The sequence below is a fragment of the Kitasatospora sp. MBT63 genome (genome assembly GCF_000710465.2).
Lineage (GTDB): Bacteria > Actinomycetota > Actinomycetes > Streptomycetales > Streptomycetaceae > Kitasatospora.
This window is the reverse complement of the sequence record NZ_JAIZ01000448.1, coordinates 1-628: the sequence shown is the minus strand read 5'-3', so window position 1 is coordinate 628 and position 628 is coordinate 1. Positions and strand designations below refer to the sequence as shown.

General features: G+C 72.3%; 1 protein-coding gene. It reads left to right on the top strand.

Features of this window, described 5'->3' with window-relative positions; translation table 11 throughout:
• Positions 1 to 628 (top strand): DEAD/DEAH box helicase (locus AA75_RS24345; RefSeq protein ID WP_033822354.1); only part of this gene is annotated, 628 nt, incomplete at both ends.

Here is a 628-nt window from a genome sequence, read left to right as displayed (position 1 = left end):
GGCCGCACCGGCTCGGGCAAGACCATCGCGTTCGGCCTCGCGGTGCTGGCCCGTACCGCCGGCCGGCGCGCCGAGCCGCGCCGCCCGCTGGCCCTGGTGCTGGTGCCCACCCGTGAGCTCGCGCAGCAGGTCACCGATGCCCTCACCCCGTTCGCCCACGCGCTGCGGCTGCGGATGGCGACGGTGGTGGGCGGGATGTCGATCGGCCGCCAGGCGCAGGCGCTGAACCGGGGGGCGGAGGTCGTGGTCGCCACCCCCGGCCGGCTCAAGGACCTGATCCAGCGGGGCGACTGCCAGCTGGACGGGGTCGGCATCACGGTGCTCGACGAGGCCGACCAGATGGCCGACATGGGCTTCCTGCCGCAGGTCACCGAGCTCCTCGAGCAGGTCGAGGAGGGCGGCCAGACGATGCTGTTCTCCGCCACTCTGGACCGCAACGTCGACCGCCTGGTGCGCCGCTTCCTGAACGACCCGGTCACGCACTCGGTGGACCCGTCCGCGGGAGCGGTCAGCACGATGGAGCACCACGTGCTGCACGTGCAGAACTTCGACAAGAACGCCACGATCGCCCACATCGCCTCCCGCGACGGCGGGGTGATCATGTTCACCGACACCAAGCACGGCGCCG